We start from the raw sequence: 6,463 nt of genomic DNA, 5'->3' as shown, positions 1-6,463 counted from the left end.
GGGGGGGGGGGCGACGGGGTTGGGTGGGTGGGGGGTTGGGGGCCATGTGTGTTAAAACCCCCCCCCCCCCCCCCCCACCACCTGGACCCGCGGACGCGCGAGCAGCGGGGTGCAGCGGGTGCTCGGCCTCATGAGTGGCAAGAAACCTCGTGAGTGGCAGGGATGGTTAGAACGACACCTGCCACTCACGACGTCTGCACCGGCGCCCAAGGGCCAACCTGGGTCAAGCCTTCAGCGACTTGAAGAACGCCGTCAGTTCGTCGTGCGCGGTCCCGAAGTCCTCGGTGTTGCCCGTCATCGCCAGTTCCAGCGTCTCGCCGTCGGAGAGTTCCAGCGTCAGGTAGCCGGTGAGCTTCCGTCGCGGGAAACCACCCGCGACGATGTCGGTAAACGGGATCCGCCGCGCGCCCGGTTCGGCACGGAGATCGTCGAGGCCCCGTTCCCGCAGCTTCCGGATCCGCTTGCGGTCCGACACCCCGCGCGCCCCGATCAGGCCGGCGAGCCCGCGGCGGATCAGCACCGCCCGCGCCATCGGCAGCAGCACCACTTCGCTGTCGCAGACGACCAAGTCGTAGAGCTTCCGCTTGGCCTTCAGCGCGGTGAACATCCCGAGCATCCGGGCTTCGGCGGGGTCGGGATCCCGGCGGGGCTCCTGTTTGCAGAAGTATCCGGCGGGCACGTTCAGCAGCTGCAGATTGTTGACCAGCTCGTCGACCGCGCGCGGGCTCTGCACCGCCGGGCCGACCAGCTCGACGACGTCGAAGGGTTCGCCGTCGCCCAGGCAGAGTTCCCAGCCGCCGCCCCAGTTCAGCTGGTGCGCGGCGACCCCGTTGTCGATCATCGCGGCCGTGACGGTGTCGGCGAACAAGTCGGTCAGCAGGTCGCGGCCCTCTTGGCGGGACGGGGCCCGCAGGGGTTTGGCGAGCGCGTCGGCGTCACCGTCGCGCAGGACCCGAACGACTTCGCCGATCGTGCCGCGCGGCGCCAGCCTGCTCTCGATCCCGGCGGAGGTCAGCAGCCTCGCGCCCTCCGCCACCGACGCCCGGCCCGCGCGTTTGACGACCTCGTCCCAGTCCGCCCGCGGCCCGACGTCGTGGACCAGCACGTCCAGCTCCGCCTCGGGCACGTCGACCTTCGGCGCGCCCAGCAGCGACCAGCCCGGCCGCGCGTCCGGCTTCACCGGGTTGTCCGGCACCCCGGCCAGCGCGGCGATCCGGCGTTTCGTCGGCGGATGGCTGTCGTACTTCGAGAGCTCTTCGCCGTCGAGGAGGTCTTCGGCGTACTCGGTCACCCAGTCTCGCTGGGCAGGGTGGTTGAGGTACGAACGGAACCCCAGCAGGACCGCGGGAGTGCGCCGCGCGGTCGCGCCGAGCGAGAGATAGCGCTCGGAGTAGTCCTTCCAGAGCGGGCTCAGCGTCGCGGCCTTACGCAGCGCGGCGGCCGCCGTCCGGCTTCCCGCGGCGAGCACGGACGCCTCGTCGGCCTGCAGTTCCTGTCGCCGGTTCGCCGACCGCGCGATGAGCAGGTACAGCTTCGAGTAGGCGGAGAGCAGGGCCCTGGCGGGTCCGCCGTCCAGCCTGTCGACGGTGAAGGCGAGTGTCTGGGTGCCGCGGTAGGTCAACGCGAGCAGCCGGGTGTGGCCGCCGCTGTAGTGGCCGAGTTCGTGCGCGAGCACCGAGCGCAGTTCGCTCACGCTCATCGCGGCCAGCAACGGCAGCCCGATCAGCATCGTGCGGCGGCCCGGCCGCAGGCCGAGGAACCGGGCGTCCTCGCTGACCGCCGCGTTGATCTCGCCGATCAGCACGATCTCGTCCGGCGGCCGGGTCTTCACCTGGGCGGCGAGGTCGTCGATCATCTCCCACAGCGCGGGATGGGCGTCGCGGTCCAGCCGCGGCCCTTCGATCGGGGGACGCCGTGCCCGCAGCGCGCTCACCAGCCCGAAGCCGAGCGCGATCATGATCGCGAGCCCGCCCAGCATGACGTAAATGCCGGTTTTGCCCGGGATTCGCAGGCCCGCCAGCACACTGGCGACACCCACCGCGACGACCACCACTGGGAACGCCACGAGCAGAAGTGTCGCGAGGACGGCGCGTCCTCGGGCCTGCATCGTCCGGTTACCTCTTTTCGCACAAGTGCCGTCTGTGCGGCCGAATAGTAACCGGCTACGCAGCGGGCTCGTGCGGAAACAAAGCGCTACGCCCGCGACCTGGGAAAGCCCGCCCAAGACCTCGTGAGTGGTAAGGACGGTTCTAACCGTCGTTACCACTCACGAGACCAGACGCTTACGCGACGTTGAAGGTGTCCGGATCCGGCCCGGTCCGCAGACCGCGGTCCAGCACGGACAGCGAGGCGATGTCCTCCTCCGACAGCGTGAACCCGAAGACGTCGAGGTTCTCCTTGATCCGCGACGGCGTCACGGACTTCGGGATCACGACGTTGCCCAGCTGCAGGTGCCACCGCAGGACGACCTGCGCCGGCGTGCGGCCGTGCTTGGCGGCCAGCGCCTTCACCGCGTCTTCGCCGAGCAGGTCGCCGCCCTTGGCCAGCGGGCTCCACGCCTCGGTCGCGATGCCGTGCTTCGCGTCGAACTCGCGCACCTCGGCCTGCAGCAGGTACGGGTGCACCTCGACCTGGTTGACCGCCGGGGTCACGGAACCGGCGTCGAGCAGGCGTTCGAGGTGGACGGGCTGGAAGTTGGACACGCCGATCGCGCGCACCCGGCCGTCGGCGTAGAGCTTCTCGAAGGCCTTCCACGTGTCGCGGTAGAGGTCGCGCTCCGGCGTCGGCCAGTGGATCAGGTAGAGGTCCAGCCGCTCCAGGCCCAGCTTCTCCAGGCTGACGTCGAACGCCTTCAGCGTGGCGTCGTAGCCCTGCTCGCTGTTCCACAGCTTGGTGGTGACGAACAGCTCGTCGCGGGCGATCCCGGACTCGGCGAGTGCCCTGCCGACGCCCGCTTCGTTGCCGTAGACGGCGGCGGTGTCGATGCTGCGGTAGCCCGCGTCCAGCGCGGCCTTGACCGCGGCGGTGGTCTCCTCGTCCGGCACCTGGAAGACGCCGAACCCGAGCTGCGGCATCTCCACCCCGTTGTTCAGCTTGACGGTGGGAATGTCGGTCACTTGCGTTCCTTTCGTGGGGGTTTGACGGGTCAGGCGGCGGGGGCCAGTTCGGCGCGACGAGCCTTTCGCCGCCCGCGGTCGAGCATGCCTGAGATGACCGCGACCAGCAGTCCGGCGAGTGCCAGCGCGGCGCCGATCCAGTTGGGCGCGGTGTAGCCGAGCCCGGCTTCGATGGCCTGGCCGCCGAGCCACGCACCCGCCGCGTTGCCGAGGTTGAACGCGGCGATGTTGGCGGCCGAAGCCAGCGCGGGCGCGCCTTCGGCCTTGTCCATGACGCGGGCCTGCAGCGGCGCGACGGTCGCGAAACCGGCGGCGCCGAAGACGGCGATGGTGATCGAGGCGGGAAGCTGGGCGTGCGCGGTGAAGACGAACACGATCAGCACGGCCGCGAGCACGGCGAGGATGACGTAGAGGCTGGGCATCAGCGCCCGATCGGCCGCCTTGCCGCCGAGCAGGTTGCCGACGAACAGCCCGCCGCCGAACAGCACGAGCAGCCAGGTCACCGCGCCGGGGGAGAAGCCCGCGACCTCGGTCATCATCGGGGCGATGTAGGTGAAGGACGCGAACACCCCGGCGAACCCGAGCGCGGTCATCGCCAGCGCGAGCCACACCTGCGGCCGCCGGAACACGGCGAGTTCGTTGCGCAGGCCCGCGCTCTTCGTCGTCGCCTGCGCGGGGATCAGCGCGAGGATCCCGATCAGGCCGATCACGCCGAGGACGCTGACCGCCCAGAACGTCGAACGCCAGCCGAACGCCTGGCCGAGCGCGGTGCCGGCGGGGACGCCGAGGACGTTGGCGACGGTCAGCCCGGTGAACATCAGGGCGATGGCGCTGGCCTGTTTGTTCGGCGCGACCAGCGAGGACGCGACGACAGCGCCGACGCCGAAGAACGCGCCGTGCGAGAGCGCGGCGACCACACGGCCGGTCATCAGCAGGCCGTAGGCGGGGGCCAGCGCGGAAACGACGTTGCCGGCGATGAACAGGACCATCAGGCCGACCAGGACGGTCTTGCGCGGCACCCGCGACGCGAGGGCGGTCAGCACCGGGGCGCCGACCACGACGCCGAGCGCGTAGCCGGAGATCAGCAGCCCCGCGGAGGGGATCGAGACGCCGAAGTCGCCCGCGACCTCGGGCAACAGGCCCATGATCACGAATTCGGTGGTGCCGATACCGAAGGCGCTGATCGCCAGTGCGAGCAGAGCGGCAGGCATTGGAGGCTCACTTCTTCCCGTAGAGTGGTGTTGACTGGCGTGAGCAACTACGAGCGTCTGAAATAGTTGCACACGCCGTATATTGCACACGCTTGATGATGCACGACGCAACAAAGCTCGGGCAACCGGGGAAGAGGTGAACCGTGTCACTGGCCGACGACGCCGTGGAGGCGCGCGCGCAAGGCTGGCGGACCTTGGCCGCGCTGCACGCGCGGATCGAGGACGCGCTCGAGCGCGCGCTGGCGCAGAAGCACGAACTGTCCGTCACCGAGTACACCGTGCTGGACGTGCTCGCCCGTCAGGACGGCTTCCATCTGCGGATGAACCAGCTGTCGAACGCCGTCGTGCTCAGCCAGTCGGCGACGACGCGGCTGGTGTCGCGACTGGAGGGCCGGGGACTGCTGCAGCGCTACCTGTGCGCGGACGACCGGCGCGGGATCTACACGGAGGTCACCCCGGCGGGGCAGGAGCTCCTCGCGGCCGCGAGGCCGACGCACGACACCGTGCTCGCCGAGGCGCTGGCCGCCGCCGAGGAACTCCCCGAACTCGCGCCCTTGGTCGCCGCGCTCGGAAAGCTCACCTTCGCCCGCTCCTGACCCACCGCATTCAGAGGACGAAACGCGGACCGGCTGGCAAGGTGGGGGAGTGGACGATCTTCTGGTGCGCCGGGTCCGGGTCGGCTTGGCGGGTTCCCTGTCGGATGTGCTGATCGAGAACGGCCTGATCGCGGCCGTCGCGGGCCCCGGGCAAGCGGGTGAGGCGTCGGAGATCCTGGACGGGCACGGCGGCACGCTGCTGCCCGGCCTCGTCGACGCGCACGTGCACACCGCGCAGTGGTCGGCCGCGCGCCGCCGGATCCCGCTGGGGGAGGCGACGTCCGCCGCGCACACGGTCGATCTCGTGCTCGCCCACCTGCTGGCGCATCCCGTGCCGCCCGGCGATCTCGTGCTCGGCGCCGGGTTCCGCGACGGCCTCTGGCCCGACGCCCCGCACAAGGACCTGCTGCAGAAGGCCCTGCCCGGGCACCCCGTCGCCCTGTTCAGCGCCGACCTCCACACGCTGTGGCTCAGCCCCGCCGCGCTGAAGCTCATCGGCCGCGAGCACCCGACCGGTGTGCTGCTGGAGAACGACTGCATGAGCGTGACGGCCGAACTCCCCGTCGCCCCCGAAGACGTCATCGACGGCTGGGTCGCCGACGCGCTCGCCGCGGCGGCCGCCCGCGGCGTCACCAAGATCGTCGACTACGAGTACGCCGACACCGTCACCGACTGGCGGCGACGGCTGGCCAGGAAACCCTTGCCGGTCCGGGTTTCCTGCGTGATCGCGAAGTACCTCTTGGAGACAGCCGTCGAACGCGGCCACCGCACCGGCGACGTCCTCGAAGACACCGGCGGGCTGCTCACGGTCGGCCCGTTCAAACTGTTCGTCGACGGTTCGTTGAACACCCGCACCGCGTACTGCCTGGGGCACTACGCCGGAACCGACTCCCACGGGCTGCTCGAACTACCGCTCGACGAGCTGGAACCGTTGATGCGCAAGGCTTTCGAGAACGGGCTCTCGCCGGCGGTGCACGCGATCGGCGACCACGCCAACAAGATCGCGCTCGATGCCTTCGGAAGCGTCGGGTGCCCGGGCCGGATCGAGCACGCGCAGTTGCTGCGTGCCGAGGACGTCGCGCGGTTCGCCGAACTGGGTGTCGTCGCGAGTGTGCAGCCCGCCCATCAGCCCGACGACCGCGACGTCGCCGACAGGCACTGGCACGGCTGGACCGATCGGGCTTTCCCTTACGGCGCTTTGCATCGCTCCGGGGTGCCCCTGGAGTTCGGCTCGGACGCGCCGGTCGCGCCGCTGGACCCGTGGGACGCGATCGCGTCGGCGGTCAGCCGCACCGACGACCACCGCCCGCCGTGGCACCCCGAGCAGGCGATGCCGCTGGAAGCCGCGCTCACGGCGGCGTCCGGCGGCCGGACCGGAGTGGCCGTCGGGGACGTCGCGGATCTGGTCGTCACCGCGGTGGATCCGTCGAAGCTTTCCCCGGCCGGGCTGCGCGACATCCCCGTCGCCGCCACCGTGATGAACGGCCGGATCACCTACACGGCGTAAGGCGCGACTTTCCTTGCCCCGCGGCAACGCCTT

Annotated in this window: 5 protein-coding genes; 2 read left to right on the top strand and 3 right to left on the bottom strand. The window is 70.5% G+C overall.

All coding sequences use genetic code 11. From position 1 onward, the window contains the following. Positions 1–223: 223 nt before the first annotated feature. From ACZ6YV_RS22905 to ACZ6YV_RS22895, 3 genes are all read right to left on the bottom strand, one after another. Complete coding sequence (locus ACZ6YV_RS22905) at positions 224–2,065, bottom strand: M48 family metalloprotease (protein ID WP_465511552.1); 1,842 nt, start codon at positions 2,063–2,065, stop codon at positions 224–226. A 217-nt stretch (positions 2,066–2,282) separates the two neighbouring features. Next, positions 2,283–3,116: an aldo/keto reductase gene (locus tag ACZ6YV_RS22900; RefSeq protein WP_465511551.1), complete on the bottom strand. Its 834-nt coding sequence runs from the start codon at positions 3,114–3,116 to the stop codon at positions 2,283–2,285. A gap of 29 nt (positions 3,117–3,145) precedes the next feature. After that, a complete protein-coding gene (locus ACZ6YV_RS22895; protein ID WP_465511550.1) occupies positions 3,146–4,327 on the bottom strand; it encodes an MFS transporter in 1,182 nt (393 codons plus the stop codon). A 143-nt stretch (positions 4,328–4,470) separates the two neighbouring features. On the opposite strand from ACZ6YV_RS22895, the gene ACZ6YV_RS22890 reads away from it, so the two are divergent. Further along, complete coding sequence (locus ACZ6YV_RS22890) at positions 4,471–4,923, top strand: MarR family winged helix-turn-helix transcriptional regulator (protein WP_465511549.1); 453 nt, start codon at positions 4,471–4,473, stop codon at positions 4,921–4,923. Positions 4,924–4,972: 49 nt separating this feature from the next. Beyond that, positions 4,973–6,430 (top strand): amidohydrolase, encoded by a 1,458-nt coding sequence (locus ACZ6YV_RS22885; RefSeq protein WP_465511548.1) that lies wholly within the window; start codon positions 4,973–4,975, stop codon positions 6,428–6,430. Positions 6,431–6,463 lie beyond the last annotated feature (33 nt).

It is taken from the genome of Amycolatopsis sp. NPDC102522, assembly GCF_055584485.1.
Note: the sequence above shows the minus strand (reverse complement) of the source record. Positions and strands in the feature narration are given on the sequence as shown.

Coding starts and splice junctions, on each gene's coding strand:
- ACZ6YV_RS22895 (WP_465511550.1), bottom strand. CDS start 4,327: ATGCCTGCCGCTCTGCTCGCACTGGCGATCAGCGCCTTCGGTATCGGC.